The 25,310-nt window shown below is 67.5% G+C and carries 28 protein-coding genes; 12 read left to right on the forward strand and 16 right to left on the reverse strand.

What is annotated here, in order from left to right:
- Positions 1–12 precede the first annotated feature (12 nt).
- The gene (locus tag VFE82_RS12195; protein ID WP_325000587.1) at positions 13–2,073 is read left to right on the forward strand and encodes a hypothetical protein; all 2,061 of its coding nucleotides are present in this window, start codon (positions 13–15) and stop codon (positions 2,071–2,073) included.
- A 46-nt stretch (positions 2,074–2,119) separates the two neighbouring features.
- On the opposite strand, the gene VFE82_RS12200 is transcribed toward VFE82_RS12195, so the two are convergent.
- Positions 2,120–3,127, reverse strand: a complete 1,008-nt coding sequence (locus VFE82_RS12200; RefSeq protein ID WP_325000588.1) for a D-2-hydroxyacid dehydrogenase family protein — start codon at positions 3,125–3,127, stop codon at positions 2,120–2,122.
- 139 nt (positions 3,128–3,266) lie between these two features.
- Here VFE82_RS12200 and VFE82_RS12205 point away from each other — a divergent pair, with 139 nt between their 5' ends.
- Positions 3,267–3,779: a DUF1993 domain-containing protein gene (locus tag VFE82_RS12205; protein ID WP_325000589.1), complete on the forward strand. Its 513-nt coding sequence runs from the start codon at positions 3,267–3,269 to the stop codon at positions 3,777–3,779.
- 301 nt (positions 3,780–4,080) lie between these two features.
- Here the strand turns inward: VFE82_RS12205 and VFE82_RS12210 are convergent, their stop codons facing one another.
- A complete protein-coding gene (locus VFE82_RS12210) occupies positions 4,081–4,398 on the reverse strand; it encodes a hypothetical protein (RefSeq protein WP_325000590.1) in 318 nt (105 codons plus the stop codon).
- A gap of 129 nt (positions 4,399–4,527) precedes the next feature.
- Complete coding sequence (gene lexA, locus VFE82_RS12215; RefSeq protein WP_325000591.1) at positions 4,528–5,202, reverse strand: transcriptional repressor LexA; 675 nt, start codon at positions 5,200–5,202, stop codon at positions 4,528–4,530.
- Positions 5,203–5,278: 76 nt separating this feature from the next.
- On the opposite strand from lexA, the gene VFE82_RS12220 reads away from it, so the two are divergent.
- From VFE82_RS12220 to VFE82_RS12230, 3 genes are read left to right on the forward strand one after another with little or no spacing between them, the layout of a single operon-like run.
- Positions 5,279–6,208: an asparaginase gene (locus VFE82_RS12220; RefSeq protein WP_325000592.1), complete on the forward strand. Its 930-nt coding sequence runs from the start codon at positions 5,279–5,281 to the stop codon at positions 6,206–6,208.
- Entirely contained in the window at positions 6,205–6,621 is a 417-nt protein-coding gene (locus tag VFE82_RS12225; RefSeq protein ID WP_325000593.1) for a hypothetical protein, read from the forward strand. The genes VFE82_RS12220 and VFE82_RS12225 overlap by 4 nt, the downstream gene beginning before the upstream one ends.
- Before the next feature lie 15 nt (positions 6,622–6,636).
- Complete coding sequence (locus tag VFE82_RS12230) at positions 6,637–7,101, forward strand: DUF6152 family protein (RefSeq protein WP_325000594.1); 465 nt, start codon at positions 6,637–6,639, stop codon at positions 7,099–7,101.
- A 5-nt stretch (positions 7,102–7,106) separates the two neighbouring features.
- Here VFE82_RS12230 and adk read toward each other — a convergent pair whose 3' ends face one another.
- The 6 genes from adk to VFE82_RS12260 all read right to left on the reverse strand — a co-directional run bounded on the left by adk (position 7,107) and on the right by VFE82_RS12260 (position 10,881).
- A complete protein-coding gene (gene adk / locus VFE82_RS12235; RefSeq protein WP_325000595.1) occupies positions 7,107–7,763 on the reverse strand; it encodes an adenylate kinase in 657 nt (218 codons plus the stop codon).
- A 106-nt stretch (positions 7,764–7,869) separates the two neighbouring features.
- On the reverse strand, positions 7,870–8,631 hold the full coding sequence (kdsB, locus tag VFE82_RS12240) for a 3-deoxy-manno-octulosonate cytidylyltransferase (protein WP_325000596.1): 762 nt from the start codon (positions 8,629–8,631) through the stop codon (positions 7,870–7,872).
- Position 8,632: 1 nt separating this feature from the next.
- Positions 8,633–8,839 carry a Trm112 family protein gene (locus tag VFE82_RS12245; RefSeq protein ID WP_325000597.1) on the reverse strand — a complete coding sequence of 69 codons (207 nt, stop codon included), beginning with the start codon at positions 8,837–8,839 and terminating at the stop codon, positions 8,633–8,635.
- Positions 8,820–9,821 (reverse strand): tetraacyldisaccharide 4'-kinase, encoded by a 1,002-nt coding sequence (gene lpxK / locus VFE82_RS12250; RefSeq protein WP_325000598.1) that lies wholly within the window; start codon positions 9,819–9,821, stop codon positions 8,820–8,822. The genes VFE82_RS12245 and lpxK overlap by 20 nt, the downstream gene beginning before the upstream one ends.
- 5 nt (positions 9,822–9,826) lie before the next feature.
- Positions 9,827–10,252: a biopolymer transporter ExbD gene (locus VFE82_RS12255; protein ID WP_325000599.1), complete on the reverse strand. Its 426-nt coding sequence runs from the start codon at positions 10,250–10,252 to the stop codon at positions 9,827–9,829.
- Positions 10,249–10,881 carry a MotA/TolQ/ExbB proton channel family protein gene (locus tag VFE82_RS12260; RefSeq protein ID WP_325000600.1) on the reverse strand — a complete coding sequence of 211 codons (633 nt, stop codon included), beginning with the start codon at positions 10,879–10,881 and terminating at the stop codon, positions 10,249–10,251. The genes VFE82_RS12255 and VFE82_RS12260 overlap by 4 nt, the downstream gene beginning before the upstream one ends.
- A 351-nt stretch (positions 10,882–11,232) precedes the next feature.
- Here VFE82_RS12260 and xseA point away from each other — a divergent pair, with 351 nt between their 5' ends.
- Both xseA and VFE82_RS12270 read left to right on the forward strand, forming a co-directional pair.
- Positions 11,233–12,501, forward strand: a complete 1,269-nt coding sequence (xseA, locus tag VFE82_RS12265; RefSeq protein ID WP_325000624.1) for an exodeoxyribonuclease VII large subunit — start codon at positions 11,233–11,235, stop codon at positions 12,499–12,501.
- Between the two features lie 48 nt (positions 12,502–12,549).
- Entirely contained in the window at positions 12,550–13,131 is a 582-nt protein-coding gene (locus VFE82_RS12270; RefSeq protein WP_325000601.1) for a superoxide dismutase, read from the forward strand.
- A gap of 58 nt (positions 13,132–13,189) precedes the next feature.
- On the opposite strand, the gene VFE82_RS12275 is transcribed toward VFE82_RS12270, so the two are convergent.
- The 3 genes from VFE82_RS12275 to VFE82_RS12285 all read right to left on the reverse strand — a co-directional run bounded on the left by VFE82_RS12275 (position 13,190) and on the right by VFE82_RS12285 (position 14,456).
- The gene (locus VFE82_RS12275) at positions 13,190–13,630 is read right to left on the reverse strand and encodes a DUF192 domain-containing protein (protein ID WP_325000602.1); all 441 of its coding nucleotides are present in this window, start codon (positions 13,628–13,630) and stop codon (positions 13,190–13,192) included.
- A gap of 67 nt (positions 13,631–13,697) precedes the next feature.
- A complete protein-coding gene (locus tag VFE82_RS12280; protein ID WP_325000603.1) occupies positions 13,698–13,925 on the reverse strand; it encodes a hypothetical protein in 228 nt (75 codons plus the stop codon).
- 273 nt (positions 13,926–14,198) lie between these two features.
- The gene (locus VFE82_RS12285) at positions 14,199–14,456 is read right to left on the reverse strand and encodes a hypothetical protein (protein WP_325000604.1); all 258 of its coding nucleotides are present in this window, start codon (positions 14,454–14,456) and stop codon (positions 14,199–14,201) included.
- 202 nt (positions 14,457–14,658) lie between these two features.
- Here VFE82_RS12285 and icd point away from each other — a divergent pair, with 202 nt between their 5' ends.
- On the forward strand, positions 14,659–15,912 hold the full coding sequence (gene icd / locus VFE82_RS12290; protein ID WP_325000605.1) for an NADP-dependent isocitrate dehydrogenase: 1,254 nt from the start codon (positions 14,659–14,661) through the stop codon (positions 15,910–15,912).
- A 160-nt stretch (positions 15,913–16,072) separates the two neighbouring features.
- Complete coding sequence (locus tag VFE82_RS12295) at positions 16,073–18,310, forward strand: NADP-dependent isocitrate dehydrogenase (protein WP_325000606.1); 2,238 nt, start codon at positions 16,073–16,075, stop codon at positions 18,308–18,310.
- 151 nt (positions 18,311–18,461) lie between these two features.
- Here the strand turns inward: VFE82_RS12295 and VFE82_RS12300 are convergent, their stop codons facing one another.
- Complete coding sequence (locus VFE82_RS12300) at positions 18,462–18,773, reverse strand: cold-shock protein (RefSeq protein WP_325000607.1); 312 nt, start codon at positions 18,771–18,773, stop codon at positions 18,462–18,464.
- 257 nt (positions 18,774–19,030) lie between these two features.
- Between VFE82_RS12300 and clpS the strand changes: the two genes are divergently transcribed.
- The 3 genes from clpS to VFE82_RS12315 all read left to right on the forward strand — a co-directional run bounded on the left by clpS (position 19,031) and on the right by VFE82_RS12315 (position 22,626).
- Entirely contained in the window at positions 19,031–19,399 is a 369-nt protein-coding gene (clpS, locus tag VFE82_RS12305; protein ID WP_325000625.1) for an ATP-dependent Clp protease adapter ClpS, read from the forward strand.
- A gap of 52 nt (positions 19,400–19,451) precedes the next feature.
- Positions 19,452–21,770 carry an ATP-dependent Clp protease ATP-binding subunit ClpA gene (gene clpA / locus VFE82_RS12310; protein WP_325000608.1) on the forward strand — a complete coding sequence of 773 codons (2,319 nt, stop codon included), beginning with the start codon at positions 19,452–19,454 and terminating at the stop codon, positions 21,768–21,770.
- Between the two features lie 142 nt (positions 21,771–21,912).
- Positions 21,913–22,626 carry a glycine zipper 2TM domain-containing protein gene (locus VFE82_RS12315; protein WP_325000609.1) on the forward strand — a complete coding sequence of 238 codons (714 nt, stop codon included), beginning with the start codon at positions 21,913–21,915 and terminating at the stop codon, positions 22,624–22,626.
- A gap of 17 nt (positions 22,627–22,643) precedes the next feature.
- Here the strand turns inward: VFE82_RS12315 and VFE82_RS12320 are convergent, their stop codons facing one another.
- The 3 genes from VFE82_RS12320 to VFE82_RS12330 form a co-directional block, all read right to left on the reverse strand.
- Positions 22,644–23,099, reverse strand: a complete 456-nt coding sequence (locus VFE82_RS12320) for an EVE domain-containing protein (RefSeq protein ID WP_325000610.1) — start codon at positions 23,097–23,099, stop codon at positions 22,644–22,646.
- 64 nt (positions 23,100–23,163) lie between these two features.
- Complete coding sequence (locus tag VFE82_RS12325; RefSeq protein ID WP_325000611.1) at positions 23,164–24,339, reverse strand: pyridoxal phosphate-dependent aminotransferase; 1,176 nt, start codon at positions 24,337–24,339, stop codon at positions 23,164–23,166.
- A complete protein-coding gene (locus VFE82_RS12330; RefSeq protein ID WP_325000612.1) occupies positions 24,329–25,273 on the reverse strand; it encodes a CysB family HTH-type transcriptional regulator in 945 nt (314 codons plus the stop codon). Before VFE82_RS12330 ends, VFE82_RS12325 begins: the two co-directional genes overlap by 11 nt.
- Positions 25,274–25,310: the final 37 nt, after the last annotated feature.

Consider the following 25,310-nt stretch of genomic DNA (forward strand, 5'->3'; position numbering starts at 1 on the left):
AATTCACGATCCATGAAGCTCGTCCTTCGCCCCCGACGCCTGGCGGTCGCCATTGCCGCCTGCGCCGTCGCCGGCGGGGGCTGGGCGATGTCCGTCGGCCGTGCCCAGGGTGTGGCCCTGATCGGTCGCTCGCTGGACATCACGGTGCCGGTGCAGTTCGATCTGGCCAGTGAAAGCCTGCCGGAATGCGCCGAAGCCGACGTGTTCTATGGCGACACCCGCATCGACCGCGGGCGCCTCTCCGCCGACATCGCGCCGGCGAGTTCCGGCGCCGTCGTTCGCGTGCGGTCCAGCATCGTCCTGAACGAGCCGGTGGTCACGGTGTACCTGCACCTGGGCTGCGGCAGCCGGACGACCCGGCGGCTGGTGCTGCTGGCCGAGCACCCGGATCCGGCAGCCGAGCCGCCGCGCAGCCTGGCACGGGTGCCGGCGACCGGCACGGCGCCCCCCGGGGCCGGAGCCGCACGCCCGGAGCCACGCGCCGGCGCGACCTCATCCGGTGTCGTCGGCCCGGATCGCAGCGGCCGCGGCCGCGCCGGCGAGCGTTCGCCGCAGGTCGACGCACCACGGGGCGAGCCGCCCGGGCCAGTGGCCACCCCACCCGCGCAGAGCGGCGGGCGCACTGCCGCACGCAAGCCGGGCGCAGCCGCGCCGCAGGCCCGGCTCAAGCTCGAGCCGCTGGACCTTTCGGCGCCGCTCGAGCCCACCTTGCGCCTGAGCGATGGAATGGCCACGCCGGGCGAGGGCACGCCGCAGCAGCGCGCCGCCGCGGTCGCCCTGTGGCGCGCGCTGAATGCGCAACCGGAAGACCTGCTGCGGGACGCCCAGCGCCTCCAGTCGCTCGAGAGCGACCTGCGTTCCCTGAGGCAGTCCGTCCAGCGCAACGACGCGGCGCTGGCCGACCTGCGCAGCCAGTTGCAGAAGGCCCGCACGCAGCGCTTTGCCAATCCGCTGGTGTACCTGCTGGCGTTGCTGGCCCTTGCCGCCATCGCGGCGGCCGCCTGGGCCTGGCGCCGCGCCGCCCAGGCGCGCCGAAGCGGCCCGTGGTGGGGCGCACCCGACGCCGGAGCCGACAGCGACTTCGCCACCGCGACCGCGGTGCCGACGCAGACCCCGCCTGTCACCCAGCCGCCGCGCGAACGCCCGGGCGCGCCGGCTCTCGACCTGGACCTGGATGTGCCGGCCCCCGCACCGGAGAGAGCGGCGGCGCCGGTGCTCACCGAGCCGGCGCCGATCCAGGCCTTCCGTCCGTCCCAGCAGCCCGACTTCCAGGCCAGCCACGGCTCGACCCTGCGGTCGCTGCGTGCGGAAGAACTGCATGACGTCCAGCAAGAGGCCGACTTCTTCTTCTCGCTGGGCGAGTACGAGCGCGCGATCGACGTGCTGCGGGCCCACATCGCGGCGCATCCTGGCACCAGCGCGGTCGCCTGGCTGGACCTGATGGAGATCTTCCACAGGCTGGACCGCCGTGCCGAATTCGAGAACGTGCGCGCCGGATTCCAGAGGGCCTTCAATGCCCAGGTGCCCGAGTTCGACGCGTACCGCGACGAGAGTCTCGGTCTCGAGGCGTACGAGAACGCCATGGCCCGGATCGTCGCGCTGTGGCCTTCGCGGCGCGTGCTGGAAGTGATCGAGGAATCGATCTTCCGGGAGCCCGCGCAGGACGGCGCGCCGGCGTTCAGCCTGCAGGCCTACCGCGAACTCCTGCTGCTCCATCACATCGGCACCGAGGTCTTCGGGGCGACCGAGAAGGCCGCCTTCGCCGACGGCGCAGCCCCGGACTCGCGGTCTGGCTTCGGCGCCTCGGCATTTCGCGATTCACTGGGTGGCCCCCGCGCGGACTTCGCCCACACCTCGATCCATCCGCTGTCGGCCGCGGCCGCCGAGACGCGGCCGGCGAGCATCTATCCGGAGATCGGGCTCGACCTGAACCTGGACGACCTGCCGCCGGCCAACGAAGCGTCGATGGACAGCGGCCGTCCGCCCGCCGCACCGGCCGACAGCCATCTGCTGGACTTCGACCTGCCCGACGTCGACCTGAGCGCGTTCAAGCCCAAGAAAACGGGAGAGTGAGCACGCGGCGCGCCGCGGCGGCGCCCGGCGCTCCCCCGTGCGTGGGTCAGCGGCGCACTTGCAGCGCCGCCGGGTTCACCACGTTGGTCGGGTGACCCTCGATGAAGTTCACCACGTTGTCGAACGCCGAGCCGAAGTAGAGCTCGTAGCTCTCCTGCTCCACGTACCCGATGTGCGGCGTGCAGATGCAGTTCTCGAGGCGCAGCAACGCGTGGCCCTGCAGGATGGGTTCGCTCTCGAACACATCCACCGCCGCCATGCCGGGCCGGCCCCGGTTCAAGGCGGTCAGCAGAGCCTCGGGCTCGATCAGCTCGGCGCGGGAGGTGTTGACGAACAGGGCGGTCGGCTTCATGCGGCCGAAGTCCTCGAGCCGGACGATGCCGGTGGTCTCGTCGTTGAGGCGCAGATGCAGGCTCAGCACGTCGCTCTCGGCGAAGACCTGCTCGCGGCTTTCGGCGGCGAGGTGGCCGTCGGCCTGTGCGCGGGAGCGAGAACCTTCCCGTCCCCACACCAGCACCCGCATCCCGAAGGCCCGGCCGTAGCCGGCGATGATCTGGCCGATCTTGCCGTAGCCCCAGATGCCCAGGGTCTTGCCCTTGAGCACCATGCCCAGCCCGAAGTTGGCGGGCATGGACGCGGATTTCATGCCCGACTGTTGCCAGCCGCCGTGCTTGAGCGTCTGGATGTACTGGGGCAGGCGGCGCATCGACGCCATGATCAGCGCCCAGGTGAGCTCGGCCGGCGCGACTGGCGACCCGACACCTTCGGTCACGACGATGCCGCGCTCCGTGCAGGCGTCGACGTCGATGTGCGAGCCGGCCCGGCCGGTCTGCGAGATGAGCTTCAGGCGCGGCAGTTTCTCGATCAGCTGCCGGTTGATGTGCGTCCTCTCTCGGATCAGGACGATGACGTCGGCGTCGCGCAGGCGCACCGACAGCTGCCCGATCCCCTTGACCGTGTTGGTGTACACCTTGGCGGGATACGCCTCGAGCTTGGCCGCGCACTTCAGCTTGCGAACGGCGTCCTGGTAATCGTCGAGGATCACGATGTTCATGCGGGGATTGTGCCCTGAGGCAAGCGCCGTCCGGGGCGCCTGCACCGGTTCACGGCGCATCGAGCGCTGCGGAACGACAGCAGGTGCGGGCGGCACTACCATCGGCGGTTTCGTGTCACGACCCCCGAGGAGACTTTTGATGCCGATTTCGATGTCGTCCGCCAGCCTGCCGATCTTCCGGACCATGCTGAGCAACCTGAGCCACATCCTGGACAAGGGCGTGGCCCATGCGCAGGTTCGCAAGTTCGACCCGCAGGTGCTGGCGGCCGACCGGCTGGCGCCCGACATGCTGCCGCTGACCCGCCAGATCCAGATCGCGTGCGACGCGGCGAAGAACGGCGTCGCACGGCTGTCGGGCGTGCAGGCTCCGCGCTTCGAGGACAACGAGACCACGTTCGAGGAGCTGAAGGCGCGCATCGCCAAGACGCTGGCCTGGCTGGACACGGTGCCGCCCGCGCAGCTCGACGGCACCGAGGACAAGGAGATCACGTTCCCGGTCGGGCGCGAGACCACCAGGACCATGAAGGGCGAGGCTTACCTCAAGCACTGGGTCCTGCCGAACCTGTTCTTCCATGTCACCACCGCGTATGCCATCCTGCGGCACAACGGCGTGGAGCTGGGCAAGTCGGACTACCTGGTCGGCCCGCAGTGACGGGCGCCAGTCGACCTCGGCGTCGACGGTGGGTGGCTGATGAGCGGTCTGGTGCTTCGAGACCGGCCCGGTGCTTCGTGACGGGTGCCAAGGCCTGATGCCTGGCGCCGAATGCCTGGTGCTTGCTTGCTGGAACGAGCCACGACCGCGATCGATGGTCAGCCGCCAGGACAGCCGCCACGTGCCGCAGTTGATCGGATCGGCGCAGCAGAGCAGCAGAGCAGCAGAGCAGGGCGGCCGCAGTGACCCGTCGCGACGCGGCCGCCTGGGCCAGGCACGCGCGCGCGCTGTCGCCGCAGGCTCAGGCCGCGGCCGCTTCCAGCGCCGCCAGCCGTTCGAGCTCTGCGCAGACGTCTGCCATCCGCCCCGAGATCACCATCCGGCCCGCGGTGCTGGGCGCGTGGCCTTCGTCCACGATGCGCAGCACCCGAAGGGGGCGCTCGTCACGCCGCTGGGCGCATTTGGGCGGCCACGCGACATGACCGTGGCCGGCCGCCGTGTGGATCCCGCGCGACGTTCCCCAGGGCTGGCTGCAGCTCCGGGTGCGCCTGCCCGGCCAGCCGGCGCGCAGCAGCCGCCCCAGTGGGCGCAGAAGGCCCGTCAGCGTGATCATCGACATCAGTCCCATGTTGGTCTCTCCCGGAAGTTCGGATGGGGAACACAGGCGAGATTGGCAGGGAAGCCGGGCGGTGCAGGGTGATGGCGATCTTTCGCCATACGCCCGCCACCTGCGCCACCCGGCAGGGTGTCACATGAGCATGGTGTTGCGGATCAGACCCACCGCCAGGCCTTCGATCTCGAAGGGCTCGCCCGGCTCCACCACGATGGTGGGATAGTCCGGGTTCTCCGCGTGCAGCTCGATCAGGTGCTTGTTGCGGCGGAAGCGCTTGACGGTGACCTCGTCGCCGAGCCGGGCCACCACGATCTGGCCGTTCTTGGCCTCACGGGTGGACTGCACGGCGAGCAGGTCGCCATCCATGATGCCGGCGTCTCGCATGGACATGCCACGCACCTTGAGCAGGTAGTCGGGCCGGCGCTGGAACAAGCTGCTCTCGACGAAGTAGGTCTGGTCGACGTGTTCCTGGGCCAGGATGGGCGAGCCGGCGGCGACGCGACCGACCAGCGGCAGCGCGAGCTGTGCAAGGCTCTGCAAGGGCAACGGGAACTGCTTGTAGCGGGACTCGTGGATGGAGCGCAGCGTGTCACCCTTGAGCCGGATGCCGCGCGATGTGCCGCTGACCAGTTCGATCACGCCCTTGCGGGCCAGTGCCTGCAGGTGCTCCTCAGCCGCGTTGGCGGATTTGAAGCCGAGTTCGGCGGCGATCTCGGCGCGCGTGGGCGGCGCTCCCGTGCGTGCAATGGCGGCCTGGATCAGGTCCAGAATCTGCTGCTGACGGGCGGTGAGCTTGGGCGTCTCGTTCATGCGATGGCTCCTAGGGGCAGTCACTGGCTACCCATCCAGTACCTGTATTTTTAACCAGTTTCGTGAAAGAACGCAAGTGACGGCCGATCAGATCGTGGTGTTGGGGACCGGCGGCACCATCGCCGGCAGTGCCGATGCACCCGGCGACCACGTGGCTTACCGGGCGGGCCAGCTCGCCGTGGAGCATCTGCTGCAAGGCATCCCGGCCCTGGCCGGCGTGCGCCTGGTCAGCGAGCAGATCGCGCAGGTGGACAGCAAGGACATAACGCCCGCCACCTGGGTCCGCTTGGCCGAGCGTTGTGCCCACTGGCTGGACCAGCCGCAGGTGCGGGGTGTCGTGGTGACCCACGGGACCGACACATTGGAGGAAACCGCGTACTTCCTCGAGCGGGTGCTCGGGCCGCGCAAGCCGCTGGTGCTGACCTGCGCGATGCGGCCGGCAACGGCGCTGTCGGCCGACGGCCCGCAGAACATCGCCGATGCCGTGTCGGTCGCGCGTGCGGATGGCGTCGGGGGCGTTGCCGTGGTCTGCGCGGGACGCATCCATGCCGCCGCCGACATCACCAAGGTCCATCCCTACCGCCTCGACCCGTATTCCTCCGGCGAGGCGGGGCCGCTGGGCTACGTGGAGGATGGGCGCGTGCGGCTGGTGCGCCCCTGTCCGGCACCGGCGGCGGTCGCGTCGCTCCGGCAGATCGCCGGCGACCGCGGCTGGCCACGCGTGAGCATCGTCCTGAGCCACGCCGGGGCGGACGCGCGCCTGGTCGAACTGCTGCTCGACGACGGCGTCCAGGGGCTGGTGGTCGCGGGGACGGGCAACGGCACCGTGCACGAGGCGCTGGAGGCCGCGCTGGCCGCGGCCGCCGAGCGCGGGATCCGCGTGCTGCGATCGACCCGTTGCGTGGAAGGGCGGGTCGTCCCGCACGCGAGTGACAGATGGCCCGCGCATCCGTTGTCGCCGGTCAAGGCGCGCATCGACCTGCTGCTGCAGTTGCTCGCTGCATGAGCGGACTGCTCGGGCATCCCTGGGCCTATCCGGCCCTCGAAGTGGCGCACATCCTCGGGATCGCGTTGCTGGTGGGCAACCTCGTGCTGCTCGAACTGCGTGTGTTCGGCCGCGGCGCGGCGCTGCCGGTGCAGGAACTGGCACGCTTGAGCCTGGGAATCGCCGGCGCGGGCTTCCTCCTCGCGGCGGCCTCCGGACTGCTGATGTTCTCGTCGCAGCCGCAGGAGCTCATCGCCAACCGCGCCTTCACCCTCAAGATGCTGCTGCTTCTGCTGGCGGGGTGTAATGCGGCAGCTTTCCACCTGCGCGGATCGCTGTGGAAACTGGATGGCCCCGCGCGCGCGCAGATGCTGGTGTCGACCGCGCTCTGGATCGCGATCGTCGCGTGCGGTCGCTGGATCGCGTATCGCTGACCAAGGAGACTGATGATGAAGAGGCGCAACTTCGTTCTGGCCGCCGCCGGGCTTCCCGGGCTGGCTGCCGCCCACCATGGCTGGAGCAGCTTCGACCAGGACCGGCCGATCTACCTGGAGGGGCGCGCCACCTCGGTGCGCTGGCAGAACCCGCACGCCGAGGTCAAGCTCGATCTCGCACCCGACCTGCGCCTTCCGACCGACCTCTCGGGCCGGGCCGTTCCGTCCCAGAGCGCGCCGGTGGACGGCAAGGCGCTGCTCGCCAGGGCGCAACTGCCTCGGCGCAAGGACCGCGCCTGGACCGTCGAGCTGGCGCCGCTGACGCGGATGGAAGCCTGGAAGGTTCCGGAGATCAAGCCTGGCACGGTGATCTCGGTGGTGGGCTTCTCGTTCAAGGACGAACAGGGCGACCCGGTGCTGCGGGCCGAATACCTGTTCGTCGGGGGCCAGGCCTACGGGCTGCGATCCAGCCCGGCCTGAGGGCCTCAGGAGGCGAGTGCCGCGAGGGCGCGCGCCGTGATCTCCTCGACCGCGCCGATGCCGCTGATGGCACGGTAGCGGGGGGCGTTGCCCGGATCCGCCTTCGCCCAGTTCGCGTAGTAGTCCACCAGCGGCCGGGTCTGCGAGGCGTACACCTGCAGGCGCTTGGTGACCGTCTCTTCCTTGTCGTCCTCGCGCTGGATCAGCGGCTCGCCGGTGACGTCGTCCAGGCCGGCGACCTTCGGCGGGTTGAACTTCACGTGGTAGGTGCGCCCGGACGCGGCGTGCGAGCGGCGGCCGCTCATGCGCTCGACGATGGCCTCGAACGGCACGTCGATCTCCAGCACGTAATCGAGCTTGACGCCCGCCTCCTTCATGGCGTCGGCCTGCGGGATGGTGCGTGGAAAGCCGTCGAACAGGAAGCCGTTGGCGCAGTCCGGCTGCGCGAGCCGCTCCTTGACCAGGCCGATGATGATGTCGTCGCCCACGAGGGCGCCCGAGTCCATGACCTTCTTGGCAGCCAGCCCGAGGGGCGTGCCAGCCTTCACCGCGGCCCGCAGCATGTCTCCGGTGGAGATCTGCGGGATGCCGTACTTCTGGCAGATGAAGGTTGCTTGCGTGCCTTTGCCCGCGCCTGGCGCGCCCAGCAAGATCAGTCTCATGGTGTCCTCGGATGGTTGGAAGCGGGCGCTGCGGGCCCGTCGTCATCCCCGCGCCAGGCCGTTGCGCATCATGCGCTTGAGGATAGCATGCAGCCCTTGCGGCAACTTACGCGGCACGCCCCGCGACGAGGCGGCGCACGCGCTCCAGGTCCTCGGGGGTGTCGACTCCCGTTCCCGGCGCTGTCTCGGTGACGTGGACCACGATCCGGTGGCCATGCCAGAGGGCTCGCAGCTGCTCGAGCGACTCCAGCTGTTCCAGGGGTGCCTGCGCCAGCGACGGAAACGCGCGCAGGAAGCCGCAGCGGTAGCCGTAGATCCCCACGTGCCGCAGCGGCGCAGGCTGCGGCAGCTGGGTGATCCCGCCTGCGAAGCCGTCGCGCCACCAGGGAATGGGCGCACGGCTGAAGTAGAGCGCGAGACCGCCGGCATCGGTGACGACCTTCACCACGTTCGGATTGCCCAGGTCGGCCAGTTCGTGCAGCGGGTGCGCCGCCGTGCTCATCGCGGCATCGGGGCGGTCCTGCAGCGCCTTGGCAACGGCATCGATCAGGGCCGGCTCGATCAGCGGCTCGTCGCCCTGCACGTTGACCACGAGCTCGTCGTCGGCGAGCCCGAACAGGCGGCTGGCCTCGGCCAGCCGGTCGGTGCCGGAGGGGTGGTCCCGCGTGAGCACCGCCTCGACGCCATCCGCATGGCAGGCTGCCACGATCGCCTGGTCGTCGGCCGCGACGGCAACCCGACGGGCGCCGGATCGGAGCGCGCGACGCGCGACATGCACCACCATGGGCAGGCCGGCGATGTCGGCCAACGGCTTGTTGGGCAGGCGGCTGGACCCGAGCCGGGCCGGGATGAGGACCGTGAACGCCACGTCAGACCAGCGGGGTGCGCGTGGGAAGCCGGTCGAGTTCGTCGTCGCCGAGCGTGCGCGCCTCGTCCTCCAGCAGGACCGGAATGCCGTCGCGGATGGGATAGGCCAGGCGGGCGCTGCGCGAGACGAGCTCCTGGCGTGCACGATCGAAGTCGAGATGGCCCTTCGTCACGGGGCACACGAGCAGCTCAAGCAGCTTGGGATCCATGCGGCGATGATAGCTTTGCGTCCAGCAGGACATCGAACGCGCGCCAGAAGGCCGGATCGATCTCGAGCGCCAGCGGCACCGCCCACGCCTGCGGGTGCGAACGCCACAGCTTGACGGCATCCTTCTGCGTGCACAGCAGGTGGCCGCCGTTCGGAATCGGCGGCACGTCGGTGGCATCGAGGGCAGCATGGTCCGCCAGCCCGACGGTGCGAAGCGGCTGGATGCCCGCTTGCCGCAGCATCCCGAAAAATGCCTCTGGCCTGGCGATGCCGGCCAGCGCCACGCAGGGTGAGCGCGCCAGCTCGGCCAGGCTGCACCGGGTGCCGTCGGCCCGCACCGCCTCGAAGGCCAGCCGGCGGCCAACGCGGTGCCCGGCCATGCCCTCGGCGCCGTCGGTGCGCAGCACGAGGTCGGCCTGCCGCGGCCAAGGCTCGCGCAGCGGGCCTGCGGGCAGCAACCAGCCATTGCCCAGGCCGCGGTCGTCGAACACCAGCACTTCGATCTCACGGGCCAGCGCGTGGTGCTGCAGGCCGTCGTCGCTGAGGATCACCCGGATGCCGGGATGCGCCGCATGCAGCTCCCGGGCAGCCTCGACGCGCCGCCTCGCCACCACCACTGGAACCTGGCACTGCGATGCGATCAGGAGCGGCTCGTCGCCGACCTCCGCGGGATCGCTGGCGGGCGTGACCTGGAGGCAGTCGTCCGACCGGCGTCCGTACCCGCGCGAGATCACGCCACAGGCGATGCCGCGCTGGCGCAGGTGGTCGGCCAAGGCCATGACGACCGGCGTCTTGCCGCCGCCGCCGGCCACCAGGTTGCCGACCACGACCACCGGCACGGGTGCGCGTTCGACGCGTCGCCAGCCGAAGCGGAAGAGGGCGCGCTGCAGCGTCGTGATCGCGCCGTAGAGCAACGACAGCGGCCACAGCAGCATGGCGAGCGGGCCACGGCCCAGCCATGCGCGCTGGAGCGCTTCGCGCATGGTGCTCAGCGCGTCGCTTGCGCCGCGGATTGGGCAGCGAAGGTCACTTGCTGCAGCCCCGAGCGGCGCGCTGCTTCCAGCACCGAGATGACCGACTGGTGGGGCGCCGCGGCGTCGGCGCTGACGATGACCACGCTGTCCTTGCCCGCCTTGGCCGCATCGGTCAGCGCCATCGACAGCAGGTCGACGCTGCGGCCTTCGAGCGCCTGGCGGTTGACGGTGTAGCGGCCATCGCTGGTGACGCCGACCACGACCTCGCGCGGATAGTCGCGCTGCGCATCCGCGTCCGCGACTGGCAGCCGCAACTGCAGTTCCGTGAACTTGCTGTAGGTGGTCGACAGCATCAGGAAGATGAGCACGACCAGCAGCACATCGATGAACGGGATCAGGTTGATCTCCGGCTCTTCCTTCGGACGGGGGCGGAAGTTCATGCGCGGCGCAGCGAATTCAGGTGGCGCGCGAAACGCTCGGACGCCAGCTCGAGCTGGAGGAGGTAGGCGTCGACGCGGCCGCGGAAGTAGCGCCAGAAGATCAGGGCGGGAATGGCCACCACCAGTCCGAAGGCGGTGTTGTACAGCGCGACCGAAATGCCGTGGGCCAGCTGGGCGGGATTGGCACCGGCACTGCCGGAGCCGGGCGCCTGTGAGCCGAAGATCTCGATCATGCCGATGACGGTGCCCAGCAGGCCGAGCAGGGGCGCCGCCGAGGCGATGGTGGCGAGGGCGCTCAGGTAGCGCTCGAGCCGGTGAGCCACGGCGCGGCCGGCGCCTTCCATGGTCGAGCGCAGGTCGGCTTCGGAACAGCGCGGGTTGCTGTTCAGGGCTCGGAAGCCGCTGGCCAGCACTTCGCCGAGTGCCGAGTTCTGCTCGAGCTGGTTCACCACTTCCGGCCCGGGCACGGCGGCGCGGGAAACGGCCAGCGCCTCGTCGAGGAGCTTGGGCGGCGCGACGCGTGACGTCTTGAGGCTGAGGAAGCGCTCGATGATGAGGGTCAGGGCCAGGATGGAGCAGGCAACCAGCGGCCAGATGGGCCAGCCTGCGGCTTGTATGATCGAAAGCAAAGGGGTCTCCGCCACGTGAACTGCTGAAGGTGGGGCGATTATCGACCAAGGACCCCGGCTGTAGGACTGCACCGATGGGTTCGTAGGATGAGACCCACAGAAGTTGTGGATAACTTTGTGCAGAAACCACACTCCATCGGCCGCGAAGCCGCGCCGGATCGTCGTGATGACAGATCGATGACATTTTCAGCAGAAATTTCTTGTTTGAAATCAATGACTTGCTCGACAGGTGCTGGCACGGCCTGCAGCCGGAGCCTCGTCCGCGGGTCGGCGGTGCGCTGTGGATGATTCGTCCTGCCGTTGCGTCCGCGGGCCGCGTCCAGCCTCGCCGCGCGATGCCCGGAGCCTGAATTGACGCCGCGTGTGTGGCAGGTCGGCGCGCTATGCCGCGCCATTGCTGAATTCCTGGATGCTCGCCTCAACCCGGTCGCGGTGCGCGGCGAGATTTCCGGCCTCTCGCGCCCGTCCAGTGGCCATCTCTACTTCACGCTCAAGGATCCGCAGGGACAGCTGCGGTGCGCGATGTTCCGCCGGTCCGCTGCGCTGCTCGACTTCAACCCATCCGAAGGCGACCTGGTTGAAGTCCAGGGCCGCGTGGCGGTCTACGAGCCCCGGGGCGATCTCCAGCTCATCGTCGAAAGCCTGGCGCGGGCCGGGCAGGGCGCCTGGTACGAACGCTTTCTGCGGCTGAAGGCCAAGCTGGACGCCGAGGGCCTGTTCGACGACGCGCGCAAGCGGCCGCTGCCGCCGCTGCCTCGCGCCATCGGGCTGGTGACCTCCCTCGGGGCCGCGGCCCTGCACGACGTCGCCACGGCGCTGCGCCGACGCGTGCCGCACCTCCCCGTGGTGCTGGCACCGGCAGCGGTCCAGGGCAGCCAGGCAGTGGCGGAGCTCATCGCGGCCCTCGAGGCGCTTTACCGCCGCGCCGAGGCAGGTGAGCTGGACGTCATCCTGCTGGTGCGCGGCGGTGGCTCCATCGAGGATCTCTGGTCGTTCAACGAGGAGGCGCTGGCACGCACCATCGTGCGCAGCCCGGTGCCTGTCGTGTGCGGCGTGGGGCACGAAACGGACGTGACCATCGCGGACTTCTGCGCCGACCTGCGCGCACCGACACCGACCGCGGCCGCCGAACTCGTGGCTCGCCCGCGCGCCGACCTGCTGCAGCAGCTGCTCGCGCACGAAGACCGGCTGCGGTCGGCCCTGCTGAGACGCCTGGATGGAAATGCGCAGCGCCTGGACGTGGCATCGTCCCGGCTGGGACGGCCTTCGGCGCGGCTTGGCCAGCAGCAGCGGCGCCTCTCTCAGCTGGGCGACCGACTGGGCCACGTGGTACAGCTGCGGCTGGAGCGCGCGCATGCCCGGCTCGACGCGCTGGCGCGCGCCCGCACGGCGGGCGCAACTCAGCGACTGCAACGCGACGGTGACCGGCTCCATCGTTCGCAGCTGCGCCTGCAGTTGCTCGACCCGCGGCTGGTCCTGCAGCGTGGCTACGCATTGCTTGTCGACACCGAAGGCGCCGTGGTGACGCGGGCCTCGCAGACGCGTCCGGGGCAGAGTCTCAAGGCGACCCTCGCGCAAGGCGAGGTCGATCTGACCGTGGCGCAGCCCCGGTTGCTTTAATGCCTAGAATCAGCGCCTTCCTTCAAAGACCAACACTCGAGGACAACCATGGAACACACCCTGCCCCCGCTCCCGTATCCCATCGACGCGCTGGCGCCGCACTATTCCAAGGAAACCCTGGAGTACCACCACGGCAAGCACCACAACGCGTACGTGGTGAACCTGAACAATCTCCAGAAGGGCACCGAGTACGAATCGATGACCCTCGAGGAGATCATCAAGAAGTCGTCCGGCGGCATCTACAACAACTCCGCACAGGTCTGGAACCACACCTTCTTCTGGAATTGCATGAAGCCCAATGGCGGCGGCGAGCCCACCGGCCCGCTGGCGCAGGCGATCAATGCCAAGTGGGGCAGCTACGCGGCGTTCCGCGAGGCTTTCGTGAAGTCGGCCGTCGGCAACTTCGGCTCCGGCTGGACGTGGCTGGTCAAGAAGCCGGACGGCAGCCTGGACATCGTGAACACGGGCGCCGCCGGTACGCCGCTGACGACGGCCGACAAGGCCATCCTGACCGTCGACGTCTGGGAGCACGCGTACTACATCGACTACCGCAACCTGCGCCAGAAGTTCGTCGAGACCTTCTTCGACAAGCTGGCAAACTGGGAATTCGCGCAGAAGAACTTCGGCTGACCTCCCCGAGCCGCAAGCAACAAGGGCCGCGTCGCGGCCCTTGTTCATGTCCGCGCGGTCACTTGCGAAAGGGTTCGCCGGCCAGCTTCATGCCGGGCTGGATGCCGCGCTTGGCGAACCAGCCCTGGTTCATCTCCAGCACGTAGCGCACCGGCCGGCGCGAGCAGTGCGAATCGAGCGCCTGCGGCTTCATGTCGGCGAGGTTGATCACCTCGCCGTCGTCGGCGATGAAGGCGGCGGTCAACGGCAGGAGCGTGTTCTTCATCCAGAAGCACTGGATGCTCGGCTGCTCGAACACGAACAGCATGCCCTCGTGCTGCGGCATCTGCTTGCGCCACATCAGCCCGGTCGCCCGCTGATCTGCCGTCTGGGCAACCTGGGCATCGATCTGGTGCATGCCGGCCGAGAGCCGCACACGCGGCAGGTCGGATTGCGGCTCCTGCGCGGCGGCGCACGCGACGGCCGCGCCAAGCGCGAGGGCGGTGAGAAAGGCTTTCATGCGGCGATTTTGGCGCTGAAATGAAAAATGCCCGCGCTGGGCGGGCATCCGTGCGAGGCGAGGGCGATCAGGCCTTCTTCTCTTCCGCCTTCTTGGCCGACTTGGCCTTGGTCTTCTTGGAGGAGGCCTTCTTCTCGCCCTTGGCAGCGGCCTTTTCTTCCTTCTTCTCCGCCTTGGCTTCGGCCTTGGCGGGAGCAGCCGGAGCAGCCGGAGCAGCCGGTGCGGCCGGGGTGGCTTGGGCAAAGACGCTCACGGAGAACACGGTGGCGATCAGGGCGGCGAGCAGCTTGTTCATGATGGATCCTTGGTCAGAAAAAACGGAGGTCTTCCGGGAGGTTCCTCCCGGAACGCCGGAAGGCCCATCCGTAACGGGAGAGGACCGGGGCAGGTTGACAGTGCCCTCGACGGCTGCGAGCCGGCATTTCCTGAGTGACTGGGACGCCGCGGCGGGTAGAACTTTGCTACTGCACTCGACGGCACAGGGCGCCAGCGCCGTCGCTGGATGGCTTGCAGCCCGCCAAAAAGAAATGCCCGCACGAGGCGGGCATTTGCGAAGGGCGCCGAAGAATTACTTCTTGGCTTCTTCCTTCTTTTCAGCCTTGGCGTCGGCCTTGGCGGTCTTCTTCTCGGCCTTGGCTTCCTTCTTCTCGGCCTTGGCTTCGGCCTTGGCTTCCTTCTTCTCGGCCTTGGCTTCAGCCTTGGCTTCCTTCTTCTCAGCCTTGGCTTCGGCCTTCGGGGCGGAAGCGGCGGCGGCCGGGGCGGTGCCCTGGGCGAAGGAGGCGGTGGCGAAGAAGGCGGCCACGAGGGTGGCGAGGAGCTTGTTCATTTCGATGATCCTTTTGAATGATGGTTTTCGAAAAACACCTCCCGTCCCCGGGAAGCTCTTCGGAAACGCGCGACCCCGCAAGCCGGTTGACAAGCGGCCCGCACGGCCCCCGCCGGGGGCCGGACCGCGGCGGCTCAGGGCTAAAATCGGCCGGTTCACGACAGGGCCCGCGCTCATTTCCCCTCCGGAGACCGCTTTTTTCATGTACCAGCACATCACGGTGCCCAGCCAAGGCCAGAAGATCACCGTCAACGCCGACATGTCCTTGAACGTGCCGGACCAGCCGATCATTCCCTACATCGAGGGCGACGGCACAGGGGTGGACATCACGCCGGTGATGCTGAAAGTGGTGGATGCCGCGGTGGAGAAGGCCTACGGCGGCAAGCGGAAGATCCACTGGATGGAGATGTACGCCGGCGAGAAGGCCACCAAGGTGTACGGCCCGGACGTCTGGCTGCCCGACGAGACCCTGCAGGTCGCGCGCGAGTACGTGGTCTCCATCAAGGGCCCGCTGACCACCCCCGTGGGCGGCGGCATCCGCTCGCTGAACGTGGCCCTGCGCCAGGAACTGGACCTGTACGTCTGCCTGCGGCCGATCCAGTACTTCAAGGGGGTTCCGTCGCCGCTGAAGGAACCCGAGAAGACCAACATGGTGATCTTCCGCGAGAACTCGGAGGACATCTACGCCGGCATCGAATACGAGGCGGAGACCGACAAGGCCCGCAAGCTCATCGACTTCCTCACCAAGGAGATGGGCGTCAAGAAGATCCGGTTCCCCGCCACCTCCGCGATCGGTGTCAAGCCGGTGTCGCGCGAGGGCACGGAGCGCCTGGTGCGCAAGGCCTTCCAGTACGCGATCGACAACGACAAGCCCTCTGTCACGCTGGTGCACAAAGGCAACATCATGAAGTTCACCGAAGGCGGCTTCCGTGACTGGGGCTACGGGCTGGCCAGGAAAGAATTCGGTGCGCAGGAGATCGACGGCGGCCCGTGGATGAAGTTCACGAATCCACGCACCGGCAAGGACATCGTGGTCAAGGACGCCATTGCCGACGCCTTCCTGCAGCAGATCCTGCTGCGTCCGGCGGAATACAGCGTGGTGGCCACCTTGAACCTGAACGGCGACTACATCTCCGATGCCCTGGCCGCGCAGGTCGGGGGCATCGGCATCGCGCCCGGTGCCAACATGAGCGATTCGGTCGCCATGTTCGAGGCCACGCACGGCACCGCGCCCAAGTACGCCGGCAAGGACTACGTGAACCCCGGCTCCGAGATCCTGTCGGCCGAGATGATGCTGCGCCACATGGGCTGGATCGAAGCGGCCGACAAGATCATCGCGTCGCTGGAGAAGGCGATCCAGTCCAAGAGGGTCACCTACGACTTCGCGCGCCTGATGGATGGCGCCACCCAGGTCAGCTGTTCGGGCTTCGGCCAGGTGATGGTCGAGCACATGTAAGTCGCTCAAGCGCAGGCATCCCGAAGCCCCGCGGCCGACCAGGCCCCGGGGCTTTTTCGTGGGCTGTCACCTCATCTCATGGCGTCCGGTTCCATCTCGTAAAATAAGGGTCCCGCATCGTCCCGATGGCGTCCCTCCAACCTTCTGAGAGAGAAATCTTTTGGCTGCCGACCGTTCCAAGATCATCTACACGCTCACCGACGAGGCTCCGTACCTGGCGACGCACTCGTTCCTGCCCATCGTCCGGACGTTCGCCGCGGCTGCCGGGATCGAGGTGGTCGAGAGCGACATCTCCGTGGCCAACCGGATCCTGGGCGAGTTCCCCGAGTTTCTGAAAGACGACCAGAAGGTGTCCAACACCCTGGCGGAACTGGGCAAGAAGACGCTGCAGCCGGATGCCAACATCATCAAGCTGCCCAACATCAGCGCATCGCAGAACCAGCTGGTCGCTGCCATCCGCGAACTGCGCGGCAAGGGCTACATGGTCCCGGAGTACCCCGAAAACCCCAAGACCGATGACGAGAAGGCGATCCGCCAGCGCTACGCGCGGGTGCTGGGCTCGGCCGTCAATCCGGTGCTGCGCGAAGGCAACTCCGACCGCCGCGCACCCAAGGCGGTCAAGGAGTTCGCCCGCAAGCATCCGCACAGCATGGGCGAGTGGAGCCCGGCATCGCGCACCCACGTGTCGCACATGACGCATGGTGACTTCTATGCCGGCGAGAAGTCGATGACGCTGGACAAGGCGCGCGACGTCAAGATGGAGCTGCTGACCAAGTCCGGCAAGACGATCGTGCTCAAGCCCAAGGTGTCGCTGCTCCAGGGCGAGATCATCGATTCGATGTTCATGAGCAAGAAGGCGTTGCTGGCCTTCTACGAGAAGCAGATCGAGGACGCCAAGAACGCCGGCGTGATGTTCTCGCTGCACGTCAAGGCCACGATGATGAAGGTGTCGCACCCCATCGTGTTCGGTCACTGCGTGCGCATCTTCTACAAAGAGGCCTTCGAGAAGCACGGAAAGCTGTTCGACGAGCTGGGCGTGAACGTGAACAACGGCATGGCCAACCTGTACGACAAGATTGCGGCGCTGCCGCAGTCGCAGCAGGACGAGATCAAGCGCGACCTGCACGCCTGCCTGGAGAACCGGCCCGCGCTGGCCATGGTGGACTCCGCCAAGGGCATCACCAACTTCCATTCGCCCAACGACGTGATCGTGGACGCGTCCATGCCCGCCATGATCCGTCAGGGCGGCAAGATGTACGGCGCCGACGGCCGCCTGAAGGAAGTCAAGGCGGTCATCCCCGAGTCGACCTTCGCCCGCATCTACCAGGAGATCATCAACTTCTGCAAGTGGCACGGTGCGTTCGATCCGAAGACCATGGGCACGGTGCCCAACGTCGGGTTGATGGCGCAGCAGGCCGAGGAGTACGGCTCGCACGACAAGACCTTCGAGATCCCCGAGGACGGGGTCGCGAACATCACCGACCTGGCGACGGGCGAGGTGCTGCTGACCCAGAACGTGGAGCAGGGCGACATCTGGCGCATGTGCCAGGTCAAGGATGCCGCGATCCGCGACTGGGTCAAGCTGGCCGTCACCCGCGCCCGCAACTCCGGCATGACCGCGGTGTTCTGGCTCGACTCGTACCGTCCCCACGAAGCCGAGCTGCGCAAGAAGGTTGCGGCCTACCTGAAGGACCATGACACCACCGGCCTGGACATCCGCGTCATGAGCCAGGTGCGCGCGATGCGCTACACCCTGGAACGCGTGATCCGTGGCAAGGACACGATCAGCGTCACCGGCAACATCCTGCGTGACTACCTGACCGACCTGTTCCCGATCATGGAGCTGGGGACCAGCGCCAAGATGCTGTCCATCGTGCCGCTCATGGCGGGCGGGGGCATGTACGAGACGGGGGCCGGCGGGTCGGCGCCCAAGCACGTGCAGCAGCTGGTCGAGGAAAACCACCTGCGCTGGGATTCGCTGGGAGAATTCCTGGCGCTCGCCGTCAGCCTGGAGGACGAAGGCCTCAAGACCGGCAACAGCAAGGCCAAGGTGCTGGCCACGGCGCTGGACGCCGCCACCGGCAAGCTGCTCGAGAACAACAAGAGCCCGTCGCCGAAGACCGGACAGCTGGACAACCGCGGCAGCCAGTTCTACCTGACCCTCTACTGGGCCCAGGCGCTGGCGGCGCAGACGGACGACGCCGAACTGGCCGCGCGGTTCGCGCCGCTGGCCAAGGCCCTTGCCGCCAATGAGCAGAAGATCCTCGACGAGCTCAACTCGGTGCAGGGCAAGCCGGTCGACGTTGGTGGCTATTACTTCCCCGATCGCAGCAAAGTGAGTGCCGTGATGCGTCCGAGCCAGACGTTCAACGGCGCCCTGGCTGCGGCTCAAGGCTGAGATCCGGGAATGTCGGGGGCGGCGGCGACGCCACCCCCGGCGCTGCTTCGGCGATCCCGCCCATGTTCGACGCCGTTGCCACGCCGCGCACGACCTCAATGAAAAAGCCGCCTCGAGGCGGCTTTTCTGCTTTCGACCGGCGCGGGTCAGATCATTCAGCTGGAAGCTCGGGGCGGCCCAGCGTCGCATGGAACTGCGGTGCCCGCACCTTCGACTGGCGAGATGGCCGCTCGGCGGCCGGCTCCGTCCGGATGGGCTGCACTTCGCTGTGGATGTTCTGCGCCAGCTGCCCTTTGGGCCCCTCGGTGACGTCGAACGTCACGCGCGACCCTTGCTTGAGGGTCTTGAAGCCCTCCATCGCGATGGCCGAGAAATGCGCGAAGACATCGGAGCCTCCGCCATCGGGCTCGATGAAGCCGAAGCCTTTTGCGTCGTTGAACCACTTCACAGTTCCGGTTGCCATGACACCCCCTTCTTCTTTCCCTCAAGCTCAGCAGAGTGTCACGGATTGTGCCAGCAGCTGTCAACATTTTCACGAACTTAAGTTATGGTGGGTCCTCAGTTCGCGCAAGGTGCTGGTCGCCACGGCGGATCTGCAGAATGGAGCAGGGCGTCATCTTCACCGCAGAGACGCTCGCAGCCATGCCAGCCGACGCTTGAATGTGGCGCTCGCGACACCATTTCATGTTGGCGGTGCAGCGCCAAACGCTGCTCGATAGAATGAATTTCATGGCAAGCAAACCCCCCGTGCCCGCACCGGTCGCACCCACGACGCGACCGACGGACGACGACGGCGGATCCGTGGTGCTCGAGCGGCGAACACAGAAGACCCAGCCGCCCCAGATGTACCAGGTCGTGATGCTCAACGACGACTACACCCCGATGGAATTCGTGGTGGTGGTGATCCAGGAATTCTTCAACAAGGACCGCGAGACGGCGACGCAGATCATGCTCAAGATCCATCTCGACGGAAAAGGGATCTGTGGGGTCTATTCACGCGATGTCGCGGCGACGAAGGTCGAGCAGGTGCAGGAGGCCGCCAGGCAGGCCGGGCACCCGCTGCAATGCGTCAGTGAACCCGTCGAGTGAAACGGGATCGAAGCCGTAATCTGAATCAGGAAGCAAGGCAGAAGGAAATTTCATGATTGCCCAGGAATTGGAAGTCAGCCTCCACATGGCATTTGTGGAGGCACGCCAGCAGCGCCACGAGTTCATCACCGTGGAACACCTGCTGCTCGCCCTGCTGGACAATCCCAGCGCGGCGGAGGTGCTGCGCGCCTGCTCGGCCAACATTGACGATCTGCGCAAGTCGCTGTCCAACTTCATCAAGGACAACACCCCGCAGGTCGCCGGGACCGACGACGTCGACACCCAACCCACGCTGGGATTCCAGCGGGTCATCCAGCGTGCCATCATGCACGTGCAGTCGACCGGCAACGGCAAGAAGGAAGTCACCGGCGCGAACGTGCTGGTGGCGATCTTCGGTGAGAAGGACTCGCACGCGGTCTACTACCTGCACCAGCAGGGCGTGACCCGGCTGGACGTGGTGAACTTCATCGCGCACGGGATCAAGAAGAGCGATCCGCCCGAGCCCGCCAAGAGCGGCGAGGCCTCGTCCGGCGACGGCGAGGAGGGCGGCGAGAAGAACGAGAAGGCTTCTCCGCTCGAGCAGTTCACCGTCAACCTGAACCAGCAGGCCAAGGACGGCAAGATCGATCCCCTGATCGGCCGCGAGTACGAGGTCGAGCGCGTCATCCAGATCCTGTGCCGCCGCCGCAAGAACAACCCGCTGCTGGTCGGCGAGGCGGGCGTGGGCAAGACGGCGATCGCCGAGGGCCTGGCCTGGCGCATCGTCCAGAAGGACGTGCCCGAGATCCTGGCCGAGTCCAACGTGTACTCGCTGGACATGGGCGCGCTGCTGGCAGGCACCAAGTACCGCGGCGACTTCGAGCAGCGGCTGAAGGGCGTGCTCAAGTCACTCAAGGACAAGCCGAACGCGATCCTCTTCATCGACGAGATCCACACCCTGATCGGGGCCGGTGCGGCCTCGGGCGGCACGCTGGACGCGTCGAACCTGCTCAAGCCGGCGCTCTCCAGCGGCCAGCTCAAGTGCATCGGCGCGACCACGTTCACCGAGTACCGCGGCATCTTCGAGAAGGACGCGGCCCTGTCCCGCCGCTTCCAGAAGGTCGACGTCGTGGAGCCCAGCGTCGAGCAGACAGTGGAGATCCTCAAGGGCCTGAAGTCGCGCTTCGAGGAGCACCACAGCGTCAAGTACGCGGCTGGCGCGCTGCAGGCAGCGGCCGAGCTCTCGGCCAAGTACATCAACGACCGGCACCTGCCGGACAAGGCGATCGACGTGATCGACGAGGCCGGCGCGGCCCAGCGGATCCTGCCGCTGTCCAAGCGCAAGAAAACGATTTCCAAGACCGAGGTCGAGGAGATCGTGGCCAAGATCGCCCGCATCCCGCCTGCGAACGTGTCCAACGACGACCGCGGCAAGCTGCAGAACATCGAGCGCGACCTCAAGAGCGTGGTGTTCGGGCAGGACAAGGCGCTCGAGGTGCTGGCGGGTGCGGTCAAGATGGCGCGTTCCGGCCTGGGCAAGGGCGACAAGCCGATCGGCTCGTTCCTGTTCTCCGGCCCCACCGGCGTCGGCAAGACCGAAGCGGCCAAGCAGCTTGCCTACATCATGGGCATCGAGCTGATCCGCTTCGACATGTCCGAGTACATGGAGCGGCATGCGGTCTCGCGCCTGATCGGCGCGCCTCCAGGCTATGTCGGCTTCGACCAGGGCGGGCTGCTGACCGAGGCGATCACGAAGAAGCCGCACGCGGTGCTGCTGCTCGATGAGATCGAGAAGGCACACCCGGACATCTTCAACGTGCTGCTGCAGGTCATGGACCACGGCACGCTGACGGACAACAACGGGCGCAAGGCCGACTTCCGCAACGTCATCATCATCATGACGACGAACGCAGGGGCCGAGACCATGAACAAGGCGACCATCGGCTTCACCAACCCGCGCGAGTCGGGTGACGAGATGGCCGACATCAAGCGCCTGTTCACGCCGGAGTTCCGCAACCGCCTCGATGCGATCGTGAACTTCAAGGCGCTGGACGAGCAGGTCATCCTGCGCGTGGTCGACAAGTTCCTGCTGGTCCTGGAGCAGCAGCTGGCCGAGAAGAAGGTGGAAGTCACCTTCACCGACAAGCTGCGCAAGCACCTGGCCAAGAAGGGCTTCGATCCGCTCATGGGTGCCCGCCCGATGCAGCGCCTGATCCAGGACACGATCCGCCGGGCGCTGGCCGACGAACTGCTGTTCGGGCGGTTGACCGATGGTGGCCGCCTGACGGTCGACCTCGACGACAAGGACGAGGTGGTGCTGGACATCCAGCCGCTGCCCAAGAAGGAAGGCAAGGCCAAGCCGGAGCCGGAGGAGATCTCCAGCGACCAGTGAAGCCCGCGCTTCCGTGAACAAAGCCGCCTTCCAGGGCGGCTTTTTCATTCCTGCGCGTAACAGGGCGTGAACTGTCGAGCTTCCGGTCGACGTGGCGACATGATTGGTGCGTTATAGCTCGACCGGAACCTCGCACCCACCCATGAACCGTCCCCGCATCCTCTTCGCAGCCATTGTGACGACACTCGCCGCCGTGCAGCCCGCTCTGGCCCACGACGACGACCATCATGACCACCATCGGCACGGGCACCACGGCAAGCACAAGGACAAGGAGAAGTACTGGGACGGCAACTGCCTGGTGGAGCGCAAGTGGAAGCACGGGGAATACGAGGAGAAGCGCAAGTGCAAGGCGCAGCCGGTCGCAGTCCAGCCCGCGCCAGTCGTGGTGTATCCACCGTGGATCGTGGTGCAGCAGGGCGCGCCGGTCTACCAGGCGGCGCCTGCCGTGCCGAGCACTGGCGTCTTGCGCTGCGAAAGCCAGGCGGTAGGCCGGGTGCTCGGCGGGATCGTGGGCGGCGTGCTTGGCAACCAGATCGGACACGGGGGCGGGCGAGCGGTGGCCACCGTGGGCGGGGTGATCACCGGCGTGCTGGTGGGCGGCGAGATCGGCCGCCGCATCGACACGCAGAACCAGGCTTGTGTCGGCCAGGTGCTCGAATTCGCACCCGCCGGCCAGCGCGTGCAGTGGGCGTCCGGCCCGCAGCAATACGCGGTGGTGCCGGGGCAGGTCGCGCCCGTGCGCGGCGGACGCCAGTGCCGCAGCTATTCCTTCGAGGAGCAGTCTGCACAGGGCTGGCGCAAGGTGACCGAGACGGCTTGCCGGCGCGGCGACGGGGTGTGGGTTCCGGCCACTTGATCGACCGGCAGTGCAGGTCAGGCGCCGGAGACGATCGCGTCCCAATGGCGCGGCTCCACGGGCGTGATCGACAGCCGGTTGCCCTTCTTCAGGACCAGCAGCCCGTCCAGCTCCGGCCGTGACCGCAACTGTGGCAGCGTGATCGGGCCGATCTTGCGCAGCGCCTGCACGTCGACCAGCAGCCAGCGCGGCGCATCCGGCCGGGAGGCGGGGTCGTGGTACGGCGACCGGGGATCGAACTGCGTCGGGTCGGGGTAGGGCCCCGATGCGACGCGGGCGATGCCGACCACGCCTGGCTCGGCGCAACTCGAGTGGTAGAACAGGACGCCGTCGCCGATGCGCATGGCGTCCCGCATGAAGTTGCGCGCCTGGTAGTTGCGCACGCCGGTCCAGGGAACCGTCGCATTCGTGGCCGCGAGCGCGTCGTCGATCGAGACTTCGTCCGGTTCGGATTTCATCAACCAGTAGTTCATCGTCCACCCTCCCCGGCGCAGGGCGTCGCGAGCGATCCTGTGATCAACCGGTCCACCGGCCGGGCTAAAGGCGGGCGAGCCGCTCGAGGGCGGTGTGCAAGGTCTCGTCCTTCTTGGCGAAGCAGAAGCGAACGACGCGCTGGTCGAATCCATTGCCGTAGAAGGCGGACAGCGGGATCGCGGCCACGCCGATCTCGCGGGTGAGCCACTGGCAGAAGTTGGCCTCGCCCATGTCGCTGACGGCCGAGATGTCCACGCACTGGAAGTAGCTGCCCTCGCTGGGCAGGAGCCGGAAACGAGTGCGGGCCAGGCCCTGGCGGAACAGGTCGCGCTTGCGCTGGTAGAACGCGGGCAGTTCCAGGTAAGGCTCGGGCCGCGCCATGTACGCGGCCAGCCCGTGCTGCACCGGCGTGTTGACGGTGAACACGTTGAACTGGTGGACCTTGCGGAACTCGGCCGACAGCGGCGCGGGCGCTGCCACGTAGCCCACCTTCCAGCCGGTCACGTGGTAGGTCTTGCCGAAGCTGGACACGATGAAGCTGCGCGCCGCGAGCCCGGGAAACCGGGCTGCACTCTGGTGCGGTTGACCGTCGAACACCATGTGCTCGTAGACCTCGTCGCTGATCAGGAGCACGTCCGTCGGTGCCAGCAGTTCCTGCAGCCGCAGCATCTCCTCGCGGGTCCACACGGTGCCACTGGGGTTGTGCGGCGAGTTGATGATCAGGGCGCGCGTGCGCGGCGAGAGCGCCTGGGCAATGCGGTCGAAGTCGGGACGGAACGTGCCGGCCGTCAAGGGCACGCGCACCACCGTGCCGCCGGCCAGCTCGATGTTCGGGACGTAGCTGTCGTAGCACGGCTCCAGCACGATGACTTCGTCGCCTGGGCGCACGATGGCCAGGATCGCCGTGATGATGGCCTGCGTGGCGCCCGCGGTCACGGTGATCTCGGCCACCGGGTCGTAGCGGCGTCCGTACAGGGCTTCGATCTTGCCGGCCACCGCTTCGCGCAGCGCCGGCACCCCCGTCATCGGCGGATACTGGTTGAGGCCGCGTGTCATCGCCTCGGTGACGGCCTGCACGAGCGCGGGGTCGCACTCGAAATCGGGGAAGCCCTGGCCGAGGTTGACGGCACCGGTCTCGGCGGCCAGCGCGGACATCACGGTGAAGATCGTGGTGCCGACGGCCGGCAGCTTGGTCTGCACGGTCGGCGTGCGCTCGGCGAAGGTGGTCTCAGAGCTCATAGTCGTTCATGTGCCCGCTCATTGCCTTGGCGATCAGGTTGCGGTCGAGGCGGTCGGACAGCAGTTCGGCAAAGTGGTAGACGAAGTTGCGGAGATAGGCGCTGCGCTTGAAGGCGACCCGGGCCACGTTCTGCCCGAACAGCGACCCCAGCGGCCGCGCCGTCAGATCGGCATTCTGCCCGTCATCGCGGACTGCCATCTCGGCCACGATCCCGATGCCCAGCCCGAGTCGCACGTAGGTCTTGATCACGTCGGAGTCGATCGCCTCCAGGGCGATGCGCGGCTGCAGCTTGCGCTGCGCGAACGCGTTATCGATGCGGGTGCGCCCGGTGAAGGAGGGGTGGTAGGTGATGATCGCCTCGGCCGCCAGATCCTCGAGGGTGATCCGCTCCTTGGCCGCCAGCGGATGGCCGAGCGGCATCACCAGCACGTGCTGCCACTCGTAGCAGGGCAGGGTGACCAGGTCCTGGTAGTCGGACAGCGATTCGGTCGCGATGCCGATCTCGGCAACCTCGTCGAGCAGCATGCGCGCCACCTGGTCGGGCGATCCCTGGTGCAAGCTCACGTTGACCTTGGGATAGGCCTCCCGCAGCCGTGCCACCGGCACCGGCAGCACGTAGCGCGCCTGCGTGTGCGTCGTCGCGATGGACAACGTGCCGCTGTCCTGGGCACTGAACTGCTCGCCGATGCGCTTGAGATTGCCCACCTCGCGCATGATCAACTCGATGCTGCGCAGCACGTGCTGCCCTGGTTCGGTGATGCGCTTGAGGCGCTTGCCATGGCGGGCGAAGATCTCCACCCCCAGTTCCTCTTCCAGCTCGATGATGGCCTTGGACACACCCGGCTGGGAAGTGTGGAGCGCCTTGGCCGCTTCCGTCAGGTTGAGGTTGCGGCGCGCGGCTTCCTGGACAAACCGGAACTGGTGAAGGTTCATGACGGATTCATCTGTTGTTTGAATCCATTATGCACGA

This window comes from Ramlibacter sp., from assembly GCF_035655895.1.
Lineage (GTDB): Bacteria > Pseudomonadota > Gammaproteobacteria > Burkholderiales > Burkholderiaceae_C > Ramlibacter.